General features: G+C 59.9%; 17 protein-coding genes and 1 pseudogene. 5 read left to right on the plus strand and 13 right to left on the minus strand.

The features are described from left to right. Positions 1-41: 41 nt before the first annotated feature. The 6 genes from betA to H8S56_RS22545 form a co-directional block, all read right to left on the minus strand. The gene (gene betA / locus H8S56_RS22520; protein WP_024694545.1) at positions 42-1,742 is read right to left on the minus strand and encodes a choline dehydrogenase; all 1,701 of its coding nucleotides are present in this window, start codon (positions 1,740-1,742) and stop codon (positions 42-44) included. A 199-nt stretch (positions 1,743-1,941) separates the two neighbouring features. Next, positions 1,942-3,414: a betaine-aldehyde dehydrogenase gene (gene betB / locus H8S56_RS22525; protein ID WP_187519840.1), complete on the minus strand. Its 1,473-nt coding sequence runs from the start codon at positions 3,412-3,414 to the stop codon at positions 1,942-1,944. A 106-nt stretch (positions 3,415-3,520) separates the two neighbouring features. Further along, on the minus strand, positions 3,521-4,114 hold the full coding sequence (betI, locus tag H8S56_RS22530) for a transcriptional regulator BetI (protein WP_024686424.1): 594 nt from the start codon (positions 4,112-4,114) through the stop codon (positions 3,521-3,523). A gap of 354 nt (positions 4,115-4,468) precedes the next feature. Then, entirely contained in the window at positions 4,469-5,647 is a 1,179-nt protein-coding gene (gene choV, locus H8S56_RS22535) for a choline ABC transporter ATP-binding protein (RefSeq protein ID WP_024685773.1), read from the minus strand. Beyond that, the gene (gene choW / locus H8S56_RS22540) at positions 5,644-6,492 is read right to left on the minus strand and encodes a choline ABC transporter permease subunit (RefSeq protein WP_187519855.1); all 849 of its coding nucleotides are present in this window, start codon (positions 6,490-6,492) and stop codon (positions 5,644-5,646) included. The genes choV and choW overlap by 4 nt, the downstream gene beginning before the upstream one ends. A gap of 64 nt (positions 6,493-6,556) precedes the next feature. Then, positions 6,557-7,504 (minus strand): choline ABC transporter substrate-binding protein, encoded by a 948-nt coding sequence (locus tag H8S56_RS22545; RefSeq protein ID WP_187519841.1) that lies wholly within the window; start codon positions 7,502-7,504, stop codon positions 6,557-6,559. Positions 7,505-8,403: 899 nt separating this feature from the next. On the opposite strand from H8S56_RS22545, the gene gbdR reads away from it, so the two are divergent. Continuing rightward, positions 8,404-9,507: a choline metabolism transcriptional regulator GbdR gene (gene gbdR, locus H8S56_RS22550; RefSeq protein ID WP_024685776.1), complete on the plus strand. Its 1,104-nt coding sequence runs from the start codon at positions 8,404-8,406 to the stop codon at positions 9,505-9,507. Between the two features lie 49 nt (positions 9,508-9,556). Here the strand turns inward: gbdR and H8S56_RS25085 are convergent, their stop codons facing one another. Both H8S56_RS25085 and H8S56_RS25090 read right to left on the minus strand, forming a co-directional pair. Continuing rightward, positions 9,557-10,429 (minus strand): methyl-accepting chemotaxis protein, encoded by an 873-nt coding sequence (locus H8S56_RS25085; RefSeq protein ID WP_408003843.1) that lies wholly within the window; start codon positions 10,427-10,429, stop codon positions 9,557-9,559. Continuing rightward, positions 10,412-11,215 (minus strand): annotated as a pseudogene (locus H8S56_RS25090) (MCP four helix bundle domain-containing protein); the annotation flags it as partial. The gene H8S56_RS25085 and the pseudogene H8S56_RS25090, both read right to left, overlap by 18 nt. A 387-nt stretch (positions 11,216-11,602) precedes the next feature. Here H8S56_RS25090 and H8S56_RS22560 point away from each other — a divergent pair. Both H8S56_RS22560 and H8S56_RS22565 read left to right on the plus strand, forming a co-directional pair. After that, a complete protein-coding gene (locus tag H8S56_RS22560; protein WP_024686523.1) occupies positions 11,603-11,836 on the plus strand; it encodes a hypothetical protein in 234 nt (77 codons plus the stop codon). Continuing rightward, positions 11,833-12,135 (plus strand): cell division protein ZapA, encoded by a 303-nt coding sequence (locus tag H8S56_RS22565; protein WP_024686524.1) that lies wholly within the window; start codon positions 11,833-11,835, stop codon positions 12,133-12,135. The genes H8S56_RS22560 and H8S56_RS22565 overlap by 4 nt, the downstream gene beginning before the upstream one ends. Before the next feature lie 64 nt (positions 12,136-12,199). On the opposite strand, the gene H8S56_RS22570 is transcribed toward H8S56_RS22565, so the two are convergent. Continuing rightward, positions 12,200-12,460, minus strand: a complete 261-nt coding sequence (locus H8S56_RS22570; RefSeq protein ID WP_024687348.1) for a hypothetical protein — start codon at positions 12,458-12,460, stop codon at positions 12,200-12,202. Between the two features lie 224 nt (positions 12,461-12,684). Here H8S56_RS22570 and H8S56_RS22575 point away from each other — a divergent pair, with 224 nt between their 5' ends. Then, on the plus strand, positions 12,685-13,521 hold the full coding sequence (locus H8S56_RS22575) for a 23S rRNA (adenine(2030)-N(6))-methyltransferase RlmJ (protein WP_024687349.1): 837 nt from the start codon (positions 12,685-12,687) through the stop codon (positions 13,519-13,521). 60 nt (positions 13,522-13,581) lie between these two features. On the opposite strand, the gene msrA is transcribed toward H8S56_RS22575, so the two are convergent. The 4 genes from msrA to aceE all read right to left on the minus strand — a co-directional run bounded on the left by msrA (position 13,582) and on the right by aceE (position 21,923). Next, on the minus strand, positions 13,582-14,229 hold the full coding sequence (msrA, locus tag H8S56_RS22580; protein WP_024687350.1) for a peptide-methionine (S)-S-oxide reductase MsrA: 648 nt from the start codon (positions 14,227-14,229) through the stop codon (positions 13,582-13,584). 147 nt (positions 14,230-14,376) lie between these two features. Next, positions 14,377-17,070, minus strand: a complete 2,694-nt coding sequence (locus H8S56_RS22585; RefSeq protein ID WP_024687351.1) for a sensor domain-containing phosphodiesterase — start codon at positions 17,068-17,070, stop codon at positions 14,377-14,379. 418 nt (positions 17,071-17,488) lie between these two features. Beyond that, positions 17,489-19,135 (minus strand): dihydrolipoyllysine-residue acetyltransferase, encoded by a 1,647-nt coding sequence (aceF, locus tag H8S56_RS22590; protein ID WP_187519843.1) that lies wholly within the window; start codon positions 19,133-19,135, stop codon positions 17,489-17,491. Between the two features lie 142 nt (positions 19,136-19,277). After that, positions 19,278-21,923 (minus strand): pyruvate dehydrogenase (acetyl-transferring), homodimeric type, encoded by a 2,646-nt coding sequence (gene aceE / locus H8S56_RS22595; RefSeq protein WP_024687353.1) that lies wholly within the window; start codon positions 21,921-21,923, stop codon positions 19,278-19,280. Between the two features lie 382 nt (positions 21,924-22,305). Between aceE and glnE the strand changes: the two genes are divergently transcribed. Continuing rightward, positions 22,306-25,263: a bifunctional [glutamate--ammonia ligase]-adenylyl-L-tyrosine phosphorylase/[glutamate--ammonia-ligase] adenylyltransferase gene (gene glnE, locus H8S56_RS22600; protein ID WP_187519844.1), complete on the plus strand. Its 2,958-nt coding sequence runs from the start codon at positions 22,306-22,308 to the stop codon at positions 25,261-25,263. Positions 25,264-25,330 lie beyond the last annotated feature (67 nt).

Genomic DNA, 25,330 nt, shown 5'->3' on the forward strand with positions numbered 1-25,330 from the left:
CGTCTGCTCTTGGAGAGGACGCAGAGCACGAGCATGATCAATTACGCCTGGTGCGTGATCTCACGCAACGGCTTGCCACGCGCGGGCTTGTCGCCGGCCACGAAGTAGTCCGCTGTGCTGCGCGGCAGGGGCTGGCGACCGCGGATCTTGTCGGCGATTTTCTCGGCGATCATGATCGTTGGCGCGTTCAGGTTGCCCGTGGTGATGATCGGCATGATCGACGCATCCACCACACGCAGGCTCTGCATGCCATGCACGCGGCCCTGACCATCGACCACCGCCATCTCGTCGGTGCCCATCTTGCAGGAGCACGAAGGGTGATAGGCCGTCTCGGCATGTTCACGCACGAACTTGTCCAGCGCCTCGTCCGACTGCACGTCAATGCCGGGGCTGATTTCGCGGCCACGGTACGGATCCAGCGCAGGCTGCTGCATGATTTCGCGGGTCAGGCGGATGCCGTCGCGAAACTCCTGCCAGTCCTGCTCGCTGGCCATGTAGTTGAACAGAATGCTCGGGTACTCACGCGGGTTCTTGGATTTGACGTGCACGCGGCCACGGCTTGGCGAACGCATCGAACCGACGTGCGCCTGGAAACCATGTTCCTGAACGCCCTTGGTGCCGTTGTAGTTAATGGCGACCGGCAGGAAGTGGTACTGAATGTTCGGCCATTCAAACGCCTCGCTCGAACGGATGAAACCACCCGCTTCGAACTGGTTGCTGGCGCCGATACCGGTGCCCAGAAACATCCACTCTGCGCCGATCGCAGGCTGGTTCCACCACATCAGGGACGGGTAGAGCGATACAGGCTGCGTGCAGGCGTATTGCAGGTACATCTCCAGGTGATCCTGAAGGTTCTGGCCGACGCCCGGCAGGTCGTGAACCACGGGAATGTCCAGCTTGTTCAACAGTTCGGCAGGACCGACGCCGGAGCGTTGCAGAATCTGCGGCGAGGCAATTGCGCCACCACACAGCAGAACTTCCTTGCGTGCGCGGGCTTCGATGCGGGTGTCGCTGTCGCCCACCAGATACGCCACGCCGATGGCACGCTTGCCTTCGAACAGAATGCGGTCGGTCAGTGCGTGCGTGACGATGGTCAGCGTCGAACGCTTTTTCGCCTCGTCCAGATAGCCGCGCGCGGTGCTGGCGCGACGGCCTTTAGGCGTCACGGTGCGGTCCATCGGACCAAAGCCTTCCTGCTGATAACCGTTCAGGTCATCGGTGCGCGGATAACCAGCCTGTACACCGGCCTCGACCATGGCGTTGAACAACGGGTTATTGCCAGCCTTGGGTGTGGTGACGCTGACCGGACCTTCGCCGCCGTGATAATCGTTGGCACCGATGTCGCGGGTCTCGGCCTTGCGGAAGTACGGCAGGCAGTCGAGGTAGCTCCAGTCTTCCAGGCCCGGCTCTTTAGCCCAGCCGTCGTAGTCCATCGCGTTGCCACGGATGTAGCACATGCCGTTGATCAGCGACGAGCCGCCAAGGCCCTTGCCGCGACCGCACTCCATGCGGCGGTTGTTCATGTGCGGCTCTGGCTCGGTCTCGTACGCCCAGTTGTAGCGACGGCCTTGCAGCGGAAAAGCCAACGCAGCAGGCATCTGGGTGCGGAAGTCCAGACGATAGTCCGGGCCGCCGGCTTCCAGCAGCAGAACGGTGACGCCTTCGTCTTCGGTGAGACGGGCTGCCAGGGTGTTACCGGCCGAGCCGGCACCAATGATGATGTAATCGAATTCCTGGGACATAAATGCGCCCTCTTCAAGGTAGGTGGGGCAAATGCAATTCAGCGCGGGTCGAGCCACTGTTGACTCGACCCCTAGCACCCCATGCTAGTGCGCTACTTGAGGGGGCCTTTCGCGGGCAAGTTCGCTCCCACGGGTGTATCTGTGGGAGCGGATGTGTCCGCGAAGGCCTCGCCTCAGACGAAATCCAGCTTAACGAGCCTTAGAAAACCGACGCGTAGTCACCCAGCTCGATCTGTACCGATTTGATCCGTGTGTACTGGGCCAGCGAGCTAATGCCGTTTTCACGACCCACGCCCGACTGCTTGTAACCGCCAACCGGCATCTGTGCCGCCGACTCGCCCCAGGCGTTGATCCAGCAAATGCCCGCTTCCAGCAGATGAATCACGCGGTGTGCGCGGTTCAGGTCGCGGGTCACGATGCCAGCAGCCAGACCGAAATCGGTGTCATTGGCACGGCGCACGACTTCGTCTTCGGTGTCGTAGCCGAGGATGCTCATGACCGGGCCGAAGATCTCTTCGCGCACGATGGTCATGTCGTCGGTGCAATCGGTGAAAACGGTCGCCGCGACATAGGCGCCCTTGGCGAAATCACCGCCCGTCAGTCGCTCGCCGCCACACAGCAGACGTGCGCCTTGTTCCTTGCCTTTGGCGATGTAGCCCAGCACGCTTTCCATGTGCTCGAAGCTGACCAGCGGGCCGAAATTGATGTTTTCGTCTTCCGGGTTGCCGGCGCGAATACGTTTGACGCGCTCCAGGATTTTCGCCTCGAACTCGGCTTTCAGCACGTTCGGCACGAACACGCGAGTGCCGTTGGTGCAGACCTGACCCGAGCTATAGAAGTTGGCCATCATCGCGATGTCGGCGGCGCGATCCAGGTCGGCGTCGTCGAACACGATCAGCGGCGACTTGCCGCCCAGTTCCATGGTCACTTCCTTGAGCGAAGAACTCGAGGCGCTGGCCATGACTTTCTTGCCGGTGTCGGTGCCGCCGGTAAAGGAGACTTTCTCGATGCGCGGGTGCTCGGTGATCCAGGTGCCGACTTCGCGGCCGCTGCCGGTCAACACGTTGAACACGCCATTCGGCACGCCAGCTTCGGTGTAGATTTCAGCCAGTTTCAGCGTGGTCAGCGAAGTGACTTCACTGGGCTTGAAGATCATTGCGTTGCCCGCAGCCAGCGCCGGTGCGGACTTCCACAGGGCGATCTGGATCGGGTAGTTCCACGCGCCGATCCCGGCTACCACACCCAGCGGCTCGCGGCGGGTGTAGACGAAGGAGGAGTCGCGCAGCGGAATCTGCTCGCCTTCGATGGCGGGCACCAGGCCTGCGTAGTATTCCAGCACATCAGCGCCGGTGACGATGTCGACGTAACGGGTTTCCGAGATGGCCTTGCCGGTGTCCAGGGTTTCCAGTGCGGCCAGTTCATCGTTGCGCTCGCGCAGGATGTCCACAGCACGACGCAGGATGCGCGAACGCTCGACTGCGGTCATGGCGGCCCAGATTTTCTGGCCTTTCTCGGCGGCGACCACGGCGCGCTCGACATCTTCCTGGCTGGCGCGCTGGATCTTGGCCAGCACTTCGCCGTTTGCCGGGTTGATGGAGTCGAAGGTCTCGGTGTTGCTGGCATCGACATAACCGCCGTCGATGTAGAGTTTTTGCAATTCAAAACGGGCCATAAAGTCCTCGCAAATTCAGTGGGGGAGGCGATGACTGATTTCAGTGTGCCGGAATCATTGGGCAACACTGCGATGCAGTCGTTCGGTGAAGGCGCTTCGAAAGCGCTCAGTTCGCCGATTTCGCCAATTGGAAATCCATGTATTCGTAAGCGATCCGTTGCGCTTGCTCGGTGTCGAATGCATCGCCTGACAGCGCGCCTCTCAGCCACAGCCCATCGATCAGGGCCGCAAGCCCGCGGGCCGCGTTGCGTGCCTGTTCCAGCGGCAGGACGCGGCGGAACTGACAGCACAGGTTCGAATACAAACGGTGATCATTGATGCGCTGCAAGCGATGCAGCGACGGGTGATGCATGCTGGTTGCCCAGAAGGCGAGCCAGGTTTTCATGGCCGGGCCGTTGACCTGGCTGGCGTCGAAGTTGCCTTCGATTATCACTTGCAGGTGCGCACGCGGGCTGTCGTCGGTCAGGGCCTGGCGGCGTTCATTGACGGTCTGGATCAGCGCGTTCATCAAGTGGCGCATGGTGGCTGCAATCAGGCCGTTCTTGTCCTGAAAGTAGTGACTGATGATGCCGTTCGAAACGCCTGCAAGACGGGCGATCAGGGCAATGCTGGCGTCGCCCATGCCGACCTGATCGACCGCGGTAAGCGTGGCCTGGATCAACTGTTGGCGGCGGATGGGTTGCATACCGACCTTTGGCATAGTCGCGATTCTCCCGAGTGACTGAAGTGATCGTTATACCGAAATGGCTGGCACAGTCTAAAGATTTTTAATTGAACGATCAATCAATAAAAGGCGATGGACATACCGAGAGGCCTTTCAGAGCCCGTTCTTGAGGCGTCGTTTGAAGCGGACGTAAACATACTGAAGGAGCGCTATCTGTACGTGGGATGCGGCTTGCCGGCGATTCGATTTTTCAGGCGACCCGTCATTGACTGAATTGACTGAACTGACGCAATCGCCGGCAAGCCGCCTCCCACGGTTATGTGTTTGCTGAGCGGCGGCGCTGTATCAAAGCTGCTGAGGCACCGTATCAGTCGATACAAATCCGTCGCATCAACCGTGATTCTTGCCCAGCAGTGCGTGGTACAGCTCGGTATCCCCGAGAATGCCGACAACCTGGTTGCCATCCTGCAAGACCAGTTTGTTGCCGGTCTGGTAGCGGATCTGCAACGCGTCGCGCATGCCGATGTTGGAGTGCACCAGGGTCGGACGGCGGTCGAGGGTGCTGACGTCCTGGCCCGGTGTCCAGTTCTGCAGATCCAGCGAGCCCGTGCCCTGACGTGCGCCCTTGATCACATTGCCTTCGGCCAGGTCCAGCCAGGAATCACCCCCCGGATCCAGGCACACCGAGCCATTGACCTGGGTGCACTGATCGACGGTGCGCATCAGGCTGCGGCCGCACAACACGTTGAGCGGGTTGGTGTGAGCAACGAACGTGCGCACGTATTCATCCGCCGGGTTGAGCACGATCTGCTCCGGTACGCTGTATTGCACGATGCGGCCGTCTTTCATGATCGCGATACGGCTGCCCAGTTTCAGCGCCTCATCCAGGTCATGGCTGACGAACACGATGGTCTTGCTCAGCTTGCTTTGCAGCGCCAGCAGTTCGTCCTGCAGGCCCTGACGAATCAGCGGGTCGAGCGCCGAGAACGGTTCATCCATCAACAGAATGTCTGCGTCCATCGCCAGTGCACGGGCCAGGCCCACACGCTGCTGCATGCCGCCTGAAAGTTCGTCGGGCTTCTTGTTGCGCCACTGGGTCAGGCCCACCAGCTCCAGCTTTTCGTCCACCAGCTTGCGTCGTTCCTTCTCGGGACGACCCTGCATTTCCAGGCCAAAGCTGATGTTCTCGCGCACTGTCAGCCAGGGCATCAGGGCGAACTTCTGGAAGACCATCGCAATGCGCTGGGTGCGCATCATTTTCAGTTCGGCTGCCGTGCAGTTGGCGATGTTGATCTGCGAGCCTTCATGCTCGACGAACAGCGAGCCACGGCTTACGGTGTTGAGGCCGTTGATACAGCGCAGCAGGCTGGACTTGCCGGAGCCGGACAGGCCCATCAGGACGCAGATTTCGCCTTTTTCGATTTCCAGGGTGGCTTTTTCCACACCCACGATCTGCCCGGTTTTCTTGAGGATCTGGTCACGCGTCAGGCCTTCGTCCAGCAGCTTGAGGGCCTCACGCGGGTCCCTGGAGAAGATGACATCTACCTTGTCGAATTTGATGATGCTCATGCGTCGGACCCTGCCTTGGCTTCAGGTTGTTTGCAGATACGGTCGAGCATGATGGCGAGCAATACGATGGCCAGGCCTGCTTCGAAGCCCAGGGCGATATCAGCCGTGTTCAATGCGTTGACCACAGGTTTGCCCAAGCCGTCAGCACCGACCAGTGCCGCGATCACCACCATCGACAACGACAGCATGATGCACTGGGTGATGCCGGCCGCAATGCTTGGCATCGCATAGGGCAGTTCGATTCGTGTCAGCAATTGGCGACGCGAAGAGCCAAAGGCCTTGCCCGCGTCCAGCAGCTCATGAGGCACATCGCGGATGCCCAGGTACGTCAGGCGGATCGGTGCGGCGATGGCGAACACCACCGTTGAAATCAGGCCGGGCACCACGCCCAGGCCAAACAGCGTGAGGGTCGGAATCAGATAAACGAAAGTGGGCACCGTCTGCATCAGATCGAGCAGCGGGCGGATGACCGTGTAGAACATCGGCTTGTGCGCGGCAATGATGCCCAGCGGCACACCGATGACCACGCAGACCATCGTGGCGAACAGCACCTGCGCCAGGGTTTCCATGGTTTCCTGCCAGTAGTGCAGGTTCAGGATCAGCAGGAACGAGAGGATGACGAACACCGTCAGGCCCCATTTGCGCTGGATGAAGTGTGCAAGTGCGCCGATCAGGCCAATCAGTACGAGCGGGTTGAACCAGGTGAGAGCGAAGGTCAGCCCGTGGATCATCATTTCCAGTGTGGAGGCAATCGCGTCGAAGTAGTCGGCGCCGTTGCGCGTCAACCAGTCGACGAACGCCGCCATGTACTCGCCCAAAGGGATTTTGTGATCAGTCAGCATGATAGTGATTGTCCGCTTGCGGGGAAAAATGAGGACAGCAGGCGGGGCATGCCCGCCTGCCGCCGGCTTACTGGGTCAGCTTGGCCCTGGCAGCCTCCAGCCCTGGTTTGCCGTCAACGGTGGTTACGCCGGCGAGCCAGGTGTCGAGCACTTGAGGGTTCTTCTTGATCCACGCCTTGGCAGCGGCATCAGGTTTGATTTTGTCGTCGAGCACGTTACCCATCAGCGTGCTTTCCATGTCCAGGGTGAACGAGAGGTTCTTGAGCAATTGGCCTACGTTGCTGCATTCCTGGCTGTAGCCCTTGCGGGTGTTGGTGTAGATGGTGGCCTGGCCATAGTTGGGGCCGAAGAAGTCATCGCCACCGGTCAGGTACTTCATCTTGAAGCGGGTGTTCATCGGGTGCGGTTCCCAGCCCAGGAACACCACGTCGGTGTTGCGGCGTGCCGCGCGATCAACCTGCGACAGCATGCCGGCTTCGCTGGACTCCACTACTTTGAAGCCTGCGTCCTTCAGGCCGAAAGCGTTCTTGTCGATCATGCTCTGGATCAGACGGTTGCCGTCGTTACCCGGTTCGATGCCGTAGATCTTGCCGTCCAGTTCTTTTTTGAATTTGGCGATATCGGCAAAGTCTTTCAGACCCTTGTTGTAGAGCGCTTCAGGCACGGCCAGCGTGTACTTGGCGTTTTCCAGGTTGGCGCGGACGGTGTCGACAGTACCGGCTTCGCGATAAGCCTTGATGTCGTTTTCCATGGTCGGCATCCAGTTGCCCAGGAACACGTCCATGTTCTTGCCGTCGGCCAGCGACTTGTAGGTCACCGGTACGGAAATCATGGTGGTCTTGGTCTTGTAGCCGAGCGATTCGAGTACGGCGCTGGTCACTGCGGTGGTGACCGTGATGTCGGTCCAGCCGACATCGGAGAAGTTCACGGTATGACAGGCTTCTGGTTCGGCGGCCTGTGCCAGCACCGGAACACAGAGTGTGGCGACCAACAGCAACGATTTGGAACCTTTCATGGGGTGGACTCCTGTGAGTTTTTCTTGGTTATCAGCAGGTGAGCGCTGACGCGACTTATGTGTTGGCGATGCATTTCGCGAAGCTCCATCACTGCGCCTGGCGATCGAGTCGAGGTCGATCATGTAACAGGCAAAATCAAACGCATACTGGGGGCGTCGTATCCAGTACAGGCGGGGTCGCATCCAGTGTGCGCAAGGTCGCTTACAGATTTGTTCCATCGTGCAAGCGCACTTCTGCAGGGGTGGAACTGCCCGAAAACGGCCAAAACGGTTGCGGGTTACGCGGCTCGAAGCCTTTGGCGCTGGTGGGTATGAGCGTGTCGGTGCCAGGCGTCGAGCGCTTGTGCGATGGCCCATGCTGCGGGCAATGCGGCTCTAGCGTAGCAGAGCCGGGCGCAGGCTCAGGGGGCTGAACAAACCGGTCAGGAACCCGTTTGTTCGTGCAGCGCTTTCGCGAGCGCGGTCTGTTTGAGGGTTTTGGCCGGGGTTAGTTCCGGGATGGCAGGATCATGGCTCTACCTTGCGACCTTAAACGGCCGCTCGATTTTTGAACACACGCGCTGATCGTCGCCACCTTTTAGCGCGCAGATCGAACATGGCGAATGGCCCACGACCCTGTGCTTTGAGTATCACTCCCCAGCCACGCCTTCCCTGCACGTTTCCTTCAAGTGCTACCGAATTGCTCACCCTACGCTGCCGTGCGGGGGCCTCAAAGTCGCAAACAGACAGGCCGGTCGCGACCGGATAGACGCATCGCGACGTCGTTTTCAGGGGTTATTGAATGCCTGATCAAATTCAGGCACGGGATTTGCGATGTCATTGCAAAGCCCTGCATTCATGAGGGCCATAACAAGAGCCTCGCCTGAGGCCAATCCCGCCACGTCAAAGGAGATAGTGTGATGACATCGTTCAATCAAGGGACTCAACCCCAGAACCGAGCCCCACAGTCCATCGGTTTTCTGCTGCTGGATAACTTCACACTGATCTCTCTTGCGTCAGCGGTAGAACCCCTGCGAATGGCCAACCAACTCTCGGGTCGTGAGCTGTATCGCTGGACCACACTGAGCGTGGACGGTGGCCAGGTCTGGGCCAGTGACGGTCTGCAGATCACCCCGGATGCGGCGATGCATCAGGCACCGGTCATGGACACGGTCATTGTCTGCGGCGGCGTCGGCATTCAGCGTACCGTCACCCGCGAGCACGTGAGCTGGCTGCAGAGTCAGGCGCGTCAGTCCCGTCGTCTCGGTGCTGTGTGCACCGGCAGCTGGGCGCTGGCCTGCGCAGGGCTGCTGGATGGTTTCGATTGCAGCGTGCACTGGGAGTGCCTGGCCTCGATGCAGGAGGCCTTCCCGCGTGTGGCCATGAGCACGCGCCTGTTTACTCTGGACCGCAACCGTTTCACCAGCTCCGGCGGCACCGCGCCGCTGGACATGATGCTGCACCTGATCAGCCGTGATCACGGTCGCGAGCTGTCGGCTGCGATTTCCGAGATGTTCGTCTACGAGCGTATCCGCAACGAACAGGACCATCAGCGCGTGCCGCTCAAGCACATGCTGGGCACCAATCAGCCCAAGCTTCAGGAAATTGTCGCGCTGATGGAGGCTAATCTCGAAGAGCCGATCGACCTGGATGAACTGGCCGTGTACGTCGCCGTTTCACGCCGGCAACTGGAGCGTCTGTTCCAGAAATACCTGCATTGTTCGCCGTCGCGCTATTACCTGAAACTGCGCCTGATTCGCGCCCGGCAACTGCTGAAGCAGACGCCGATGTCGATCATCGAAGTGGCGTCGGTCTGCGGCTTTGTCTCCACGCCGCACTTCTCCAAGTGCTACCGCGAATACTTCGGCATTCCGCCACGTGACGAGCGTGTGGGCTCCAACACCGCACAGCAGGTGGCCATGATGCCTATTCCGCAGGCGCTGGTGCTGGCACCGCTGTCGGGGCCGATGTCGGCGCTCAGTCAGGCACGCAATGAATCGACCTTTGCGAGCGTAAGACTGTAGAGACGTGTCCGTGCTCAGGAGCAGGTGCTGAGCACGGAAACGGCGCTGATCAAAGGCTGAATCGCCCCACCATGCTGTTCAGATCAACCGCCAGGCGCGACAGTTCGGTACTGGCTGCGCTGGTCTGGTTGGCGCCGGTGGTGGACTGGGCTGACAGGTCGCGGATGTTGACCAAGTTGCGGTCCACTTCACGTGCCACTTGTGCCTGTTCTTCGGCCGCGCTGGCGATCACCAGATTGCGTTCGTTGATCTCTTCCACGGCGGTATTGATCGTGTCCAGCGCAAGGCCCGCGCCCTTGGCGATGTTCAAGGTCGACTCTGCACGTTCGGTGCTGTTGCGCATCGAACTCACGGCCTGCTCGGTACCACCCTGAATGCTGCCGATCATGCGCTCGATTTCGCTGGTCGATTGCTGAGTACGATGGGCGAGGGCGCGAACTTCGTCAGCGACCACGGCAAAACCACGACCCGCTTCACCGGCACGGGCTGCTTCGATGGCAGCGTTAAGCGCCAGCAGGTTGGTCTGGTCTGCAAGGCCACGAATCACGTCCAGCACCTTGCCGATGTCGCGGGACTCATTGGCTAGATTGCCGATCAGCTCGGCGGTTGCCTGTACGTCGGTGCTCATGCGTTCGATGGCACCGACGGTTTCCAGCACCAGATCGCGGCCATCGCCTGCCGAGGCCGTGGCGTTGCGGGAGGCTTCGGAGGTGCTGGTCGCGTTACGCGCCACTTCTTCCACCGCGCTGGTCATTTCGTTGACAGCCGTAGCGGCCTGTTCGATTTCGTTATTCTGCTGCACCAGACCGCGTGCGCTTTCGTCAGTCACCGCGTTCAATTCTTCGGCGGCAGACGCCAGTTGCGTGGCTGAACCGGAAATGCGCTGCAGTGTGTCGCGCAGCTTGTCCTGCATGGTCTTCATCGCCAGCAACAGGCGGCCCGCTTCGTCGGTACCATCGACTTTGATCGGGTGCGTCAGGTTACCTTGCGCGATGGTTTCCGCTGCGCTTAGCGCTGCGGCAATCGGGCGGGTGATGCTCTGGATCAGCATCCAGGCAAACACGATAGTCAGCAGGGTCGCGGCAACCAGCAGGCCGATCACGAGGTTGAAGGCCGAGGCGTACTCGTCGGCGGCCTGCTTCTTGACCTGCGTGAGCTGCACGGTATTGATCTCGACCAGTTTGCTCAGCACCACGTTCATCTGATCCGAGTTGCTGAGCATTTCGTTGTTAAGCAGGTCCTGCAGCTCCTTGACCTTGTCGGCCAGGGTCAGCGTCTTCATGCGCGACTCCAGCTCGCGGTACTCCCCCAACAACTGAACGTACTGGTTGTAAAGCGCTCGCTCGTTCGAGTCGCTGATCAGTCGCTCGTAGATGGCTTGGGCATCGTTGATCTGTTTGTTGCGCATGGCCAGCAGTTCGATGGTCTTCTGCTGGACGTCAGGCTCGCGGTTGACCAGCAGGCGATAGGAGAGCACACGCAGGCGGATGCTGACTTCTGCAAACCGGTCCAGGCTTTTGATGGCGGGCACGTTGTTATCGGCGAGCACTTCGGTCGCACCGCGAATCTTGCTCATTTGTGAAAGCGCGAAGACGCCGAGGATCAACATGAGCGCACCGATCATGGCAAAGCCGAGAAAGGCGCGGGGAGCAATATTCATATTGCGAAGGGACATAGAGGGGCTTCCAGAGTCAGGTGCGCGGTCCATGCGTCAAAAGTAAAAAAGTGTTACGAATGCGTGCCTATCGGTCATGCTCTTCAAGTCTTGAGGACAAAAAGTTCAACAGGTCCTGTTCGTTTCATGACGTTTTTTTCATACGTGGCGTTTTAGCCTCGCAAAGCCTTGAAAGCGTTGGGTATCGGGGCTTTCCGGGTGTGGCAATGTGCCTTGTGGCTGCGCGTATTTGTCGCAGGCCGGGCCGGTCTGACGAACAGCCGGAACAAGAAACTGTTATTGCAGTCACAAGCCCCCCATGCGTTCCGTTATCGACGTGTCCATGACGTAAGACGCCGGTGCTCCATGTCCTGAGCGCTGGCATGCGCAGTGACTTTTCTTTATCGTGTGCGCCCGTTGAAATTTGCTCGAGTAATCAGAATGTTGGAAGCCTCCCTTAGCCAGTTGGAACACCTTGTTGGTGATCTGGTGCAACAAAACCAGAACCTGCAGAACACGAATGCCCAGCTCAGTGCCGAGCTGGCAAAAATCAGGGATGAGAACGACAGCTTGCAACTGAGCCTGATGGAGCAGGAAGAAAAACAGGGCAGCACCGCAGCCCGTATTCAGGCCCTGGTCGAGCGCGCAACCAGCGCAAGCGCTGTCGGCGCATGAACTTCGACAGAAACGGGGTGACCGTTCTCTCCATTCTGGGCAACCAGTATTCGGTGAAGGCGCCGGAAGGCGAAGACGTCAAACTCTTGCAGGCCGCCGCGATGCTCAATGCTTCCCTGGCCGACACCAAGCGCAAGTACCCGACGCTGATCGGCGACCGGTTGCTGGTGCTGGCCGCACTTAACCTGTGCTCGCAGCAGATCGACCTGAAGGACAAGCACAAGGGCGAGCTGGCGCGTTACGAAGATCAGGTCAGTGCGACGGTGGAAGTGATTGCCAAGACCCTGTCGCAGGGTTAAATGCGGGCTTGCCGCAGACTCTGCACCGTGTGAGGCGGCTTGCCGGCGATAGCGTCGACTCAGCTTAGCCCTGACTCTGCTTGTAGGTCGCCAGCGCGGGCAGCAGTTGCTGGTCGATGGCCTGACGTACGGCGGGCAGGATGGTTGCGCGGCCGGTCAGCAGTTGCTCGACCAGGCGCCGTAGCGCGGTGGCGCGCTCTGCGTTGAGGCCGCAGACCACGTGCGCGCAGGCCTGTTCGGCCGTTGCACCGCCGGGCATGTCAAAGCCCAGCGCCCTGAACTGTCCAATCAGGTCTTCTTGATCAATCAGGTCCGCGTGCATCATGGCGTGTCTTCCCTTGTTCGAATGTGCTTCGATTCTGGTAGCAGCCCTGCGCCCGGGCAACCCCCTGGCACCAATGATGGCTGGATTGACTATAAACGTGTCGTTTTCAGTTCTCGTCCTGCTGCTGCGCGTCTGTTCGCGCGTGCTTGAAAGCGTCAGGTTGCGTTACCCATGCTTGTTCACCGCTCAGTTTTGCTAAACTGCGCAGCCTTCCAGGAGCTGCCATGAATTACCGTCACGCCTACCACGCTGGCAACCACGCCGACGTGTTCAAACACATCGCACTGACTCGCTTGATCGCCCTTATGGCGCGCAAGGAGCAGCCGTTCGCCTACCTCGATACCCACGCAGGCCTCGGGCTTTACGACCTCAAGGGTGATCAGGCCACCCGTACCGGCGAATGGCTGGAAGGCATCGGTCGCCTCTGGGAAGCGACAGACGTCCCAGCGCTGGCGGCCGACTACCTGCAAGTGCTGCACGACATGAACCCGGATGGCGAACTGCGCTACTACCCGGGGTCTCCCGAGCTGGCTCGTCGTCTGACCCGCGAGCGCGAGCGCGTGTTGCTCAACGAGAAGCACCCCGAAGACGGGCGTCTGCTTAAAGAGAACATGAAGGGTGATCGCCGCGTCGCCGTTCACCTGGGCGAAGGCTGGCATGTGCCGCGCGCGTTGCTGCCGGTGGCCGAGAAGCGTGCCGTGATGCTCATTGATCCGCCGTTCGAACAGCTCGATGAAATGAAGCGCTGCGCGGTGGCACTGAAGGAAACCATCGGGCGCATGCGTCAGACCGTTGCGGCCATCTGGTACCCGATCAAGGATCCGCGCCTGCTCAGGCGTTTCTACCAGGACCTGGCCGAAACCGGCGCACCCAAGTTGCTGCGTGTTGAACTCTACGTTCACCCGCTGGACACCCCGGCCAGCCTCAACGGTTCAGGCCTGGCCATCGCCAACCCGCCGTGGGGACTGGAAGAAGAACTGCGCGAATTGATGCCGTACCTGGCCCAAACCCTGGGCCAGACCCAGGGTGGCTGGAAGATGGATTGGTTGATTGCGGAATAATTGACCGCTGACTGATCGTACCCTTCGTTCAGCGCATGGGTACGATCAGCTTCCAATGCCTCAAGCCGGCAGACAAACCCCGGTGCCGCCCAAACCGCAATAACCCTGCGGATTCTTCGCCAGGTACTGCTGGTGATACGCCTCGGCGAAGTAAACAGTCGGTGCCTGTTCGATTTCGGTGGTGATCCCGCCCAGACCGGCCTTGCTCAGTTCTGTCTGGAAGGTGTCGGCGCTGGCTTTTGCAGTATCGAGTTGCTCAGGTGTGGTGCAGTAGATCACCGAGCGGTATTGCGTACCGATGTCGTTGCCCTGACGCATGCCCTGGGTCGGGTTGTGCGCTTCCCAGAACACTTTGAGCAGCGATTCATAGCTGATTTTTTCAGGCTCGTAGACCACCAGCACCACCTCGGTGTGGCCGGTCAGGCCGGAGCAGACTTCTTCGTAGGTCGGGTTGGGCGTGAACCCGCCTGCGTAACCAACGACCGTGCTCACAACACCTTCCTGTTGCCACAGGCGACGTTCTGCGCCCCAGAAACAGCCCATGCCGAAGATGGCGAATTCAACGTTGCTTGTGAACGGTCCCAGCAGCGGGTTGCCGTTGACGTAATGGGTTTCAGGCAGCGCCATAGGCGCTTCGCGGCCCGGCAATGCTTGTTCAGCGGTAGGCAGTACGTTCTTGTTCACTAGAATTTCCGAGCGCAGAGTCATGAACCATATCCTCTCGTTTAGAGACAGGCAGCAGGGGCCAGGACGAATGAAAGGGATTACATAGGTCCGGCGAGTGGCACAAACAAGTGCTGCCGCGTAAAAACAGACCGACAGTGTGCCCGACAGAGCGGAGTGCAGGAAGGGGGATCAGGCCGACGGTCGGCGCGGGTAACGTTGCAGCTTCTCGATCAGCTCTTCGCCGGGGATCGGCTTGTCGAACAGATAACCCTGCCCGACGTCGCAACGATGACGCCGCAGGAACGCCAGCTGGGCGGCGGTCTCAATGCCTTCGGCGACTACTTTGAGCTTGAGATTGTGGGCCATGGCGATGACTGCCGAGGTGATTTCCATGTCGTCTTCGTCATCCGGAATATCGCGGATGAAGCTGCGATCGATCTTGATCACGTCGATGGGGAATTTCTTCAGGTAGCTGAACGACGAGTAACCGGTGCCGAAGTCGTCCATGGCCAGCGACAGGCCCAGCTTCTTCAGCGAGTCCAGTTGCTGGCGGGTGTCTTCGGTGGCTTCCAGCAGCAGGCCTTCGGTCAGCTCCAGTTCCAGCAGCGAGGCGTCCAGCTCTTCCTCTTTGAGGATCGAGGCAATCGACGACACCAGCTCCGGGTCGGAAAACTGTTTGGGTGAGACGTTGATCGCCACCTGCAGACGACCGAAGCCGGCAGCGGTCAGGTCTTTGCTCATGCGGCACGACTGACGCGCAACCCACTTGCCGATCGGAATGATCAGGCCGGTTTCTTCTGCCACGCTGATGAACTGGTCGGGACGAATCATGCCTTTTTCAGGGTGATTCCAGCGCAACAGCGCTTCCATGCCCGTCAACCTGCCCGACAGCAGACACAGCTTGGGCTGATAGAAGACCTCCAGCTCATTTTGCGTCAGGGCGCGGCGCAGGTTGTTCTCTACGAACAACTTGTAGCTGGCCTCAGCGTTCAGGGCTTCGGTGAACACCTGCACCTGATGCTTGCCGTTGGCCTTGGCCTTGTGCAGCGCCAGGCCGGCGTTCTTCATCAGGGTCTGTGGATCGCGCCCGTGCAGCGGCGCGCAGGCCAGACCAACCGAGCCCGTCACGCTGATCAACTGGTTGTCGACGAACATTGGCTTGTCGAGCGTCTCCAGAACCTGAATCGCAATGTTCTGGCCGGCCTCCAGACTGCTGTTATCGAGCAATACCGCGAACTCGTTGCTGGCAAAACGCGCCAGCACGTCGGTAGGGCTCAAGGTATTGCGCAGACGACGAGCCAGGCTGATGAGCAGCTTGTCGCCCGTCTGATGACCCAGGCTGTCGTTGATGCGCTTGAAGTTATCGATGTCGACCAGCAGCAGGCTCATGGGCGTGTCGGTGTCGCGGTCGAAGCGCTCGTCCAGATTACGGATGAATGCCGGTCGGTTACCCAGGTTGGTCAGGTTGTCGGTGTAAGCAAGGCGTTCAATGCGTTGCTGGGCCAGCTTGCTTTGGGTGATGTCTTCGTAAATACCGATGTAATGGGTCAGCTCGCGATTGTCGCCGTAGACCTTGGAGATCGACAGCTGGCTCCAGTACGGTTCAAGGTTCTTGCGTCGGCTCTTGAACTCGCCCTGCCAGCTGTTGCTGGTGGTCAGGCTGGAATTGGCTTCCAGCAGCAGCTCGTTGAGGTTCTCCAGCGCCGGTAATTCCGACAGCTTGCGGCCTGCGACCTCTTCGGAGCTGTATTGGGTGATGGCCGTGAAGCTTGGGTTGACGTACTCGACCACACCGTCGCAGTTGACCAGCAGAAACGCGTTGGCGCTTTGCTCGACCGCACGTTGAAACAGATGCAGGGCATTAGTTGCGGCGCGGCGATTCAGGTTGTTGATCACTTGCGCAAACTGATCGGCCAGTTCGCCGGCGAAGGCTATCTCGTCGGACTGCCACTCACGCGTTGAGCCTGTCTGCTCAAGGCACAGTACTGCCACGACCTGGCCGTCGATACGAATGCTCGCGTCGAGGATGGCGTTGGTCTGCAGGGGGTTCAGGCTCTCGGCCAGTTCCCGGGTGCGTGGGTCGGACTGAATGTTATTGGCATCGATCGCCCGGCTGGTGTGCAGCGCCTGCAGGTAGTTGGGGTACTGGCTGATATCAATGGTCGTGCGCGGCTGGAAGCCTTCTGTCTGCCGACGGTAGTCAGCAATGGGCTCCAGGCACTTGTCGTTGAGGTTCCAGATGCTGGCCCGATCGACGTCATAGATGTCGCAGGCGCTCTTGGTGATCAGCTCGGCGGCTTCCAGCAGAGTGTTGCTGGTCGTGTAGCGATGGCGTGTCAGGCGCAGGATCAGGTCCTGCTGGGCTCTCACGCGCTCAAGGTGAGCGAACTGGGCACGCTGGGCACGTTGATTGAGCTCCAGGGCAATCTGCAGGCGTGAGTTGCGGGTTTCCAGGTCGGTTTCGACCGCGTGACCGGCTTCGGCCAGTTGCTCTCCAACCATCAGGAAATACCCGCGCAGCAGGTGACGATTGTGCTGCTTGTAGGCTTCGCCGATTTCCAGCAGGCCAACCGGGCCTCTGGGCGTGTGCAATGTGTAACGGATCAGGTAATTGTTGGCGGACGCGAGTTGCAGTTGAACGTCATCGTGGAGCCGATAGCGGGCTTCCGGCTCCATCAGGCTGGCATAGGGCGATCCAATCAGGGCGCAGAGATCCACAGCAGGCAGGCCGAACTGTTTTTCACAATTAGAATCGAGATACAACAGCGCCCAATTGGCTTCGTTAAGCCGCTCGAAACGCAGCATGCCCAGGCGCGAAGGTACCGGCAATTGCGTGACTACCTCGGCTGCGGTTCTACCGGCAGCATCGGTTTGGCTTTTCATCAACAAACTCGCTTCCGGAATACTGATCGCGTTAGGTCAAAGGCCCTTTTCCGCGTATGGCAAGGTTGCATCATGCGGCCCATGCTTACAAGAGACCGCGGTGGCTTAGTGCTATAAAAGTGTCGGCCGCAAAGGCGTGTTCTACAGCGCAATTGGTCGGATAGTGGAAACGATTCAGTTATTGGAGGCAAAGGCCTGTGTTTGTTGGGGGTATTGTTGAGCCTAAAATTGGCGGAGCGTCGGAAAACTGATCGTGTCCATGTCCGGAATGGGCATGCGCCCCTGACATGTTGCAGCAGATGGACGACGGGGAATCAGCAGGCAAAAAAAGCCCCGCTCGAAGGCGGGGTTGAGGTTCGAGCGTGGCAGCTCGTAAACAGGTACGGCAAGGCCCGCCATAAGACGGGCCTGCTCGGGCTTACAGCAGGATTGTGCGGATGTCCGCCAGCAATTCGCTCAAGCGCTTGGTGAAGCGGGCAGCTGCGGCGCCATTGATCACGCGGTGATCGTAGGACAGCGACAGAGGCAGCATCAGTTTTGGCTGGAAGGCTTTGCCATCCCAGACAGGCTGGATGGTTGCCTTGGAAACACCCAGGATCGCCACTTCCGGCGCATTGACGATTGGCGTGAAGCCAGTGCCGCCAATGTGTCCGAGGCTGGAGATCGTGAAGCAGGCGCCTTGCATGTCGTTGGCGGTCAGCTTCTTGGTGCGAGCCTTTTCAGCCAGTGCAGCGGCTTCGGCAGCCAGTTGCAGCAGGCTCTTCTGATCGACGTCACGAATGACCGGGACCAGCAGGCCGTCCGGGGTGTCTACTGCGAAACCGATGTGGACGTACTTCTTGCGGATCACAGCCTTGCCGCTTGGTGCCAGCGAGGCGTTGAAGTCCGGCAGTTCCTTGAGCAGGTGTGCGCAGGACTTGAGCAGCAGTGGCAGCACGGTCAGTTTGACGCCAGCCTTTTCGGCAGCGCCTTTCTGCGCAACGCGGAAGGCTTCCAGCTCGGTGATGTCGGCCTGGTCGAATTGCGTGACGTGCGGAATGTTCAGCCAGCTGCGGTGCAGACCGGTTGCGCCCAGTTGCATCAGGCGGGTCATCGGCACTTCTTCGATTTCGCCGAAACGGCTGAAATCAACTTCAGGAATCGGCTGGATGCCCATGCCGCCGCTTGCGCCGCCTGCTGGTGCTTCCTTGGCCTTCTGCATCATGGCCTTGACGTAAGTTTGAACGTCTTCCTTCAGCACACGGCCGTGGGGGCCGGTGGCGCTGACGGCGTTCAGTTCGACGCCGAACTCGCGGGCCAGTTGGCGGACCGCCGGACCAGCATGGACCTTGGCACCGTCTTTGGCCGGTGACGCAGGGGCCGGTGCTGCTTCTGCCTTGGGAGCAGGTGCAGCGGCCGGAGCCGGTGCAGCTTCAGACTTGGCAGGTGCAGCCGCGGGTGCGCTGGCAGCCTGCGCAGGCGCTGCGGCAGGGGCTGCGCCTTCGATTTTCAGCTTGAGGATCAGGTCGCCGGTGCCGACTTCCTGGTCCAGTTTGACTTCAATGCTTTCCACAACGCCTGCCGCCGGAGAAGGAATCTCCATGCTGGCCTTGTCGGACTCCAGGGTGATCAGCGATTGATCGGCCTGGATGCTGTCGCCGACCTTGACCATCAGTTCAATGATCTTGGCCTTGCCCGACGAGCCGATGTCCGGCACGTGGATGTCCTGTACCGAAGCCGCTGCGGCAGGCGCGGGTGCAGCGGCTGGAGCCGGTGCGGCTTCAGCCGGTTTTTCGGCAGCAGCAGCCGGAGCGGCAGCAGGAGCAGCCTCGGCAGGTGCAGCAGCGGCTTCGCCTTCGACTTCCAGCTCGAACAGCTCGTCGCCTTCTTTCAGGCGATCGCCCAGTTTGACCTTCATGGTTTTGATCACACCAGCCTTGGGGGCCGGGATTTCCATGCTTGCCTTGTCGGACTCAAGCGTCAGGACGCTCTGGTCAGCTTCGATGCGATCACCGACCTTGACCATCAACTCAATGACTTCACCTTCACCGTTGCCGATGTCGGGTACGCGAATTAGCTCACTCACTCTGTATCTCCTTGGGAGAACCTGTTCACTCACGAATACGCTGGCTCAGTTACAACGAAACAGCCTTGGATGCTCATTTACGCTCGGTAAATTCCGCATCCTCGGCTGTTCACGCTCTGATCAGCGCTCTTGAAGCAGACTCTTAGCAGTCCAGTGGATTGCGTTTTTCTGGATCGATGCCGAACTTGACGATGGCTTCAGCCACGACTTTAGGTTCGATATCGCCGCGATCAGCCAAGGCTTCCAGGGCTGCCAGCACAACGAAGTGACGGTCGACTTCAAAGAAGTGACGCAGCTTCTTGCGGCTGTCGCTACGGCCGAAACCGTCGGTGCCCAGGACTTTGTATTCCTTGCTTGGAACCCACTGACGAATCTGATCAGCGAACAGTTTCATGTAGTCCGTCGAGGCAATGACCGGACCCTTGCGACCGTTGAGGCACTGCTCGACGTAAGTCAGTTCAGGCTTCTGGCCAGGGTGCAGGCGGTTGTTGCGCTCTACCGCCAGACCGTCGCGACGCAGTTCGTTGAAGCTGGTAACGCTCCAGACGTCAGCGCCGATATTGAACTCGTCACGCAGGATCTTCGCCGCTTCGCGAACTTCACGCAGGATGGTGCCCGAGCCCAGCAACTGGACGTGGTGCGCCGCTTCCTTGGTGTCTTCTTCGAGCAGGTACATACCCTTGATTATGCCTTCTTCCACACCGGCCGGCATGGCTGGCTGGGTGTAGGACTCGTTCATCACGGTCAGGTAGTAGAAAACGTCCTGCTGTTCTTCGAACATCAGGCGCATGCCTTCACGAATGATGACGGCCAGCTCGTAACCGTAAGTCGGGTCGAAGGTGCGGCAGTTCGGGATGGTCGACGCCAGGATGTGGCTATGACCGTCTTCGTGCTGCAGGCCTTCGCCGTTCAGCGTGGTACGACCGGCGGTGCCGCCGACCAGGAAGCCACGGGTGCGGCTGTCGCCAGCGGCCCAGGCCAGGTCGCCGATGCGCTGGAAGCCGAACATCGAGTAGAAGATGTAGAACGGAATCATCGGCTGGTTGTGGCTGCTGTACGACGTACCGGCCGCGATGAAGGAGGACATGGCGCCTGCTTCGTTGATGCCTTCTTCGAGGATCTGGCCCTTCTTGTCCTCGCGGTAGAACATCACCTGCTCTTTATCGACTGGCTCGTAGAGCTGGCCGACGGAGGAGTAGATGCCCAACTGGCGGAACATGCCTTCCATACCGAAGGTACGGGCTTCGTCCGGGATGATCGGAACGATGCGCTGGCCGATTTCCTTGTCCTTGACCAGTTGGGCCAAGATGCGCACGAAGGCCATGGTGGTGGAGATTTCGCGATCGCCCGAACCGTCAAGGATGGCCTTGAGGGTATCCAGCGGTGGCGTCGGCAGGTTGAAGCTCTGCGCACGACGCTGTGGCACAAAACCGCCCAGTGCGGCACGACGCTCGCTCAGGTAACGGGCTTCGGCGCTGCCTTCTTCCGGCTTGTAGAACGGCAGGGCTTCGAGCTCGGAGTCCTTGACCGGGATATCGAAGCGGTCACGGAAGTGACGCAGGCTGTCGACATCAACCTTCTTGGTGTTGTGCGCGGTGTTTTTCGCTTCACCGGCGCCGGTGCCATAACCCTTGATGGTTTTGGCCAGTACCACGGTCGGTTGACCCTTGTGGTTAACGGCTTCGTGATAGGCCGCGTAGACCTTGTACGGGTCGTGGCCGCCACGGTTGAGCTTCCAGATCTCGTCATCGGACAGATCGGCAACCATCGCCTTGAGTTCTGGCGAGTTGAAGAAGTGCTCACGGACGAACGCGCCGTCCTTGGCCTTGTAGTTCTGGTATTCGCCGTCGATGACTTCGTCCATGCGACGCTGCAGGATGCCGTCGACGTCCTTGGCCAGCAGTGGGTCCCAGAAACGGCCCCAGATGACTTTGGTGACGTTCCACTGGGCACCGCGGAACACGCCTTCCAGTTCCTGGATGATCTTGGCGTTGCCGCGCACCGGACCGTCCAGACGCTGCAGGTTGCAGTTCACGACGAAGATCAGGTTGTCGAGCTTCTCGCGACCGGCCAGGGCGATAGCGCCCAGGGATTCCGGCTCGTCGGTCTCGCCGTCGCCCAGGAAGCACCAGACTTTCTGCTTGCCTTCCGGGATGAAACCGCGGTGCTCCAGGTACTTCATGAAGCGTGCCTGGTAGATCGCCTGGATCGGGCCCAGACCCATGGACACCGTCGGGAACTGCCAGAAATCTTTCATCAGCCACGGGTGTGGATAAGACGACAGGCCCTTGCCGTCGACTTCCTGACGGAAATTGTTCATCTGCTCTTCGGTGATGCGGCCTTCCATGAACGCACGGGCGTAGACGCCTGGCGATGCGTGACCCTGGAAGTAGATCAGGTCGCCGCCGTGTTCTTCGGTCGGGGCCTGGAAGAAGTAGTTGAAGCCGATGTCATACAGCGTGGCGCTGGAAGCGAAGCTCGAAATGTGACCGCCCAGGTCCGGGTCGTTCAGGTTGGTTTTGACAACCATGGCCAGCGCGTTCCAGCGCACCAGCGAGCGAATGCGGCGTTCCATGAACAGGTCGCCAGGCATGCGTGCTTCGTGGGTGACGGGAATCGTGTTGCGATAAGGCGTGGTGATGGCGTAAGGCAACTGCGAACCACTGCGGGTGGCGAGTTCGCCCAGACGGGTCATCAGGTAATGAGCACGGTCTTCGCCTTCTTTGTCGAGAACCGATTCCAGGGCGTCCAGCCATTCCTGGGTTTCGACGGGATCGAGGTCTTGCATGGCTTGCTCCAGGGCGGAAAGGCTTCCAGAATCGGTTGCCTGAGTTTGCGACTGGCCTTGTGGGCAGACGACATAAATTCTTGGATTACCGGAGGTTGGCCCGGCGGCGTGTAGTTTTACTACAAATCGACGACCATTTCAGCCCTCCGAGTAACTGAACCAGTAGTAAAACTACAGCGAAGCGACCAAATCGCTCCTGTTGTGTTGTGAGATAAATCGTTACTGTTGATGGGTATCGAATGTGTTGCGGTAAAAAGTCGGAATTTTATGCTTCTAAAACGATTTTTCCAGCAATTTATAACCTTTGTTCGACAAGCGGCGGTGGCGGGCTTATCTCGCAGTCATGGCAGGTAGCCCTTCGTACGCCGATCAAGGATAGACCATGAGCCTACCTTTACTGGCCGATTTTCCGGCCATCCTGCTGCCATTGATTACCCGCGCACAACAGACATTTCGTACAGCTCTGGCTGATTTATCAGCAGATGCACTGGCCTCGTTCGAGGCCTGGCCCGCGTCACGACGCGTTGCGTTCGACCGGGTCTGCGCGGCCAGCGACTTCGTCACCGAGCAGGTTTGCCGGGATCCGCAGATGCTGCTGGACATGGCCGATTCAGGCGAGCTGGAGCGTAGCTTCTCGGCTGGCGAGTTGCGCGGGCAGATCGCCGACGCGTTGAGCACGGCAACCACCGACGACGCGTTGGGGCGTAATCTACGTCGCCAGCGCATGCGTCAGCAAGTGCGGATTATCTGGCGCGACCTGACACGTCAGGCGGACCTGATCGAGACCTGCCGCGACCTGTCGGACATGGCTGATGGCTGCATTGATCTGGCCTATCACTGGCTGTATGAGCGCCATTGTCAGCAGTTCGGCACGCCCACCGGGCGTCGCACCGGCCTGCCGCAGCACATGGTCATTCTGGGGATGGGCAAGCTGGGCGCGGTCGAGCTGAACCTGTCATCCGACATCGATCTGATCTTTGGCTACCCGGAAGGTGGCGAAACCGTGGGCGTCAAGCGTCCCCTCGACAACCAGGAATTCTTCATTCGCCTGGGCCAGCGGCTGATCAAGGCGCTGGACCCGGTGACCGTCGATGGCTTCGTGTTTCGCGTGGACATGCGCCTGCGACCTTACGGTTCATCCGGGGCGCTGGTGCTCAGCTTCAATGCGCTGGAGCAGTATTACCAGGATCAGGGTCGCGACTGGGAGCGTTACGCCATGATCAAGGCCCGTGTGGTGGGCGGCGATCAGAAGGCGGGTGCCGAGTTGCTGGAGATGCTGCGTCCGTTTGTCTATCGCCGTTATCTGGACTTTTCGGCCATTGAAGCGCTGCGCACCATGAAGCAGTTGATTCAGCAGGAAGTGAAGCGCAAGGGCATGGCCGAGAACATCAAGCTTGGCGCGGGCGGCATTCGTGAAGTCGAGTTCATCGCCCAGGCGTTCCAGCTGATTCATGGTGGTCGCGACCTTAGCCTGCAGCAACGCCCGCTGTTCAAGGTGTTGAGAACGCTGGAAGGCCAGGGTTATCTGCCCGGTGCGGTCACTGAAGAGCTGCGCGAAGGCTATGAGTTTTTGCGTTACACCGAACATGCGATTCAGGCGATTGCCGACCGGCAGACACAGATGTTGCCCGACAACGAGCAGGATCAGGCGCGCATCGCGTTGATCATGGGCTTCGCCGACTGGGCGAGCTTCCATGAACGGCTGATGTACTGGCGTGGTCGGGTGTCCTGGCATTTTCGCCAGGTGATCGCCGATCCGGATTCTGACCCTGATGAAGAGCAGGAAGAACACAGCGAAGTCGTCGTCGGCGGCGAATGGCTGCCGCTGTGGGAAGAGTCTCAGGATGAAGAGGCCGCTGGCCGTCAGCTCTCCCAGGCAGGCTTCGTCAATGCCGAGACAGCTATCAAGCACTTGGCCAACCTGCGCAGCAGCCCGCATCTGCGCTCGATGCAACGCCTCAGTCGTGAGCGGCTGGATGCCTTCATTCCGCGCCTGCTGGCTCAGGCCGTGGAGCACGACAAGCCCGACCTGGTGCTGGAGCGCGTGCTGCCGCTGGTTGAGGCCGTGGCCAGGCGTTCGGCGTATCTGGTGCTGTTGACCGAAAACCCCGATGCGCTGCGGCGCCTGCTGACGCTGTGCGCGGCCAGCCCCTGGATCGCCGAGCAGATTGCCCGTTTCCCGCTGCTGCTCGATGAACTGCTCAATGAAGGGCGGTTGTTCAATCCGCCGCTGGCACCGGAGCTGGCGGCTGAGTTGCAGGAGCGGTTGATCCGCATTCCCGAGGATGACCTGGAGCAGCAGATGGAAGCGCTGCGGCACTTCAAACTGGCGCACAGCCTTCGGGTGGCGGCATCGGAAATCACCGGCAGCCTGCCCTTGATGAAGGTCAGCGATTACCTGACCTGGCTGGCCGAGGCGATTCTGGAGCAGGTGCTCGCGCTGGCATGGCGCCACAGCGTGGCGCGGCATGGCACGCCGTCGCGACCTGACGGCAGTTTATGCGATCCGGGCTTTGTGATTGTCGGCTACGGCAAAGTGGGCGGCATTGAGTTGGGGCATGGTTCGGATCTGGATCTGGTGTTTATTCATGATGGCGACCTGCAGGTTGAAACCGATGGCGCCAAGCCCATCGACAGCGCGCAGTTCTTTACCCGACTGGGGCAGCGCATCATTCACTTGCTGACCACGCAGACCAACTCCGGCCAGTTGTATGAGGTCGACATGCGTCTGCGGCCTTCCGGTGCTTCGGGGCTGCTGGTCAGCTCGCTGGGCGCATTTGCCCGTTATCAGGACAAGGAAGCCTGGACCTGGGAGCATCAGGCGCTGGTGCGTGCTCGTGTGCTGATCGGCAGTCCGGACGTGGGCCGCGAATTCGAGAAAGTCCGTGCTGAAGTGTTGGGCCGCGAACGTGACCTGGACACGCTGCGCGCCGAGGTCAGCGAGATGCGCGCCAAGATGCGCGACAACCTGGGCACCCGTCTGACGGCGGCGGGCCGGGCAGCCAATGCCTTCGAGACATCCATGCCGTTCGACCTCAAGCAGGACGCCGGAGGTATCGTCGATATCGAATTTATGGTGCAATACGCGGCCTTGGCGTGGTCCAGAGAGCATCCGGGGCTGCTGCGATACACCGATAACATTCGTATTCTCGAAGGGCTGGAAGAAGCCGGGCTGTTGCCCGACGCCGATGCCAGCCTGTTGCGCGAGGCCTACAAGGCGTACCGCTCGGCGGCTCACCGACAGGCTTTGCAGAAGCAGGCGGGTGTAGTCAGCGGCGATCAGTTCCACTGCGAGCGGCGTGAAGTGATGCGGATCTGGGCGCAGATGGGGTTGAGCTGAGTCGGTGGCGACACCGAGGGTTTCGCACAACACTATATAAAGCTATGACAGGGAGGCGACAGGGTGT

This window comes from Pseudomonas triticifolii, assembly GCF_014358015.1.
Lineage (GTDB): Bacteria > Pseudomonadota > Gammaproteobacteria > Pseudomonadales > Pseudomonadaceae > Aquipseudomonas > Aquipseudomonas triticifolii.

Coding starts and splice junctions, on each gene's coding strand:
- betA (WP_024694545.1), bottom strand. CDS start 1,742: ATGTCCCAGGAATTCGATTACATCATCATTGGTGCCGGCTCGGCCGGT.
- choV (WP_024685773.1), bottom strand. CDS start 5,647: ATGAGCATCATCAAATTCGACAAGGTAGATGTCATCTTCTCCAGGGAC.
- H8S56_RS22565 (WP_024686524.1), top strand. CDS start 11,833: ATGAACTTCGACAGAAACGGGGTGACCGTTCTCTCCATTCTGGGCAAC.
- betB (WP_187519840.1), bottom strand. CDS start 3,414: ATGGCCCGTTTTGAATTGCAAAAACTCTACATCGACGGCGGTTATGTC.
- H8S56_RS25085 (WP_408003843.1), bottom strand. CDS start 10,429: ATGAAGACCATGCAGGACAAGCTGCGCGACACACTGCAGCGCATTTCC.
- H8S56_RS22545 (WP_187519841.1), bottom strand. CDS start 7,504: ATGAAAGGTTCCAAATCGTTGCTGTTGGTCGCCACACTCTGTGTTCCG.
- msrA (WP_024687350.1), bottom strand. CDS start 14,229: ATGACTCTGCGCTCGGAAATTCTAGTGAACAAGAACGTACTGCCTACC.
- H8S56_RS22560 (WP_024686523.1), top strand. CDS start 11,603: ATGTTGGAAGCCTCCCTTAGCCAGTTGGAACACCTTGTTGGTGATCTG.
- H8S56_RS22570 (WP_024687348.1), bottom strand. CDS start 12,460: ATGATGCACGCGGACCTGATTGATCAAGAAGACCTGATTGGACAGTTC.
- gbdR (WP_024685776.1), top strand. CDS start 8,404: ATGACATCGTTCAATCAAGGGACTCAACCCCAGAACCGAGCCCCACAG.
- betI (WP_024686424.1), bottom strand. CDS start 4,114: ATGCCAAAGGTCGGTATGCAACCCATCCGCCGCCAACAGTTGATCCAG.
- H8S56_RS22575 (WP_024687349.1), top strand. CDS start 12,685: ATGAATTACCGTCACGCCTACCACGCTGGCAACCACGCCGACGTGTTC.
- aceE (WP_024687353.1), bottom strand. CDS start 21,923: ATGCAAGACCTCGATCCCGTCGAAACCCAGGAATGGCTGGACGCCCTG.
- glnE (WP_187519844.1), top strand. CDS start 22,306: ATGAGCCTACCTTTACTGGCCGATTTTCCGGCCATCCTGCTGCCATTG.
- H8S56_RS22585 (WP_024687351.1), bottom strand. CDS start 17,070: ATGAAAAGCCAAACCGATGCTGCCGGTAGAACCGCAGCCGAGGTAGTC.